This is a genomic window from Methylophaga pinxianii (assembly GCF_020447225.1).
In the GTDB taxonomy this organism is placed as follows: domain Bacteria; phylum Pseudomonadota; class Gammaproteobacteria; order Nitrosococcales; family Methylophagaceae; genus Methylophaga; species Methylophaga pinxianii.
Window position 1 is genome coordinate 1 of the sequence record NZ_JAJAEO010000069.1, and the last position, 815, is coordinate 815.

The 815-nt window shown below is 45.5% G+C and carries 1 protein-coding gene and 1 pseudogene; both read left to right on the forward strand.

Annotated features, from left to right (window positions below; all coding sequences use genetic code 11):
* Positions 1 to 511, forward strand: a 511-nt coding sequence (locus LGT40_RS00320; protein WP_226343109.1) for a multicopper oxidase domain-containing protein, incomplete at its 5' end; no start/stop codon positions are given.
* A pseudogene (locus LGT40_RS00325) lies at positions 508 to 815 on the forward strand (hypothetical protein); the annotation flags it as partial. The gene LGT40_RS00320 and the pseudogene LGT40_RS00325, both read left to right, overlap by 4 nt.

The window sequence follows — 815 nt, forward strand, 5'->3', positions numbered from 1 at the left end:
TGCGCGCACGGAGTACGGGCCGTCCACCGACATGAGAGTGGATATGCCACGCACCAACCTGGACGATCCCGGTATAGGCTTAAGAGATAATGGACGAAAGGTGCTGACCTTGTCAGATCTCCACTCTTTAGAAGGGGTATTTAGCGATAAACGGCCACCATCTCGGGAAATCGAACTACATCTTACCGGTAATATGGAACGATACAGTTGGTCTTTCGATGGACTTGAATTTGGTAAAAGCACACCGGTGCATTTGCCACACAATGAACGTATACGTGTCATTTTGCAAAACGACACCATGATGACACATCCCATGCATTTACACGGAATGTGGAGTGATTTAGAAGATGACCAAGGCAATATGCTTGTTCGCCGCCATACGATACCCGTGCAACCTGCCCAGCGAATCAGTTTTTTGACAACACCTCAAGACCTGGGTCGATGGGCATGGCATTGTCACTTACTTTTTCATATGGATGCGGGCATGTTCCGTGAAGTGGTGGTGTCATGAAAAACTATTCTCTGACTCCTGCAATCAGACAGATCATCATTGCTTGTTCGATGTCTTTAATCATTTCCCCACTGTGGGCACAGTCTGATGATGTCAACAAAAACCTAGACGCTATGACAGAACAGACAACGACAATGCAAAAAGATGACATGGAAGGCATGGCTCATTCTGAGATGCAAAAAGATGACATGGAAGGCATGGATCATTCTGAGATGCAAAAAGATGACATGGAAGGCATGGATCATTCTGAGATGCAAAAAGATGACATGGAAGGTATGGATCATTCTGAGATGCAAAAAGATGA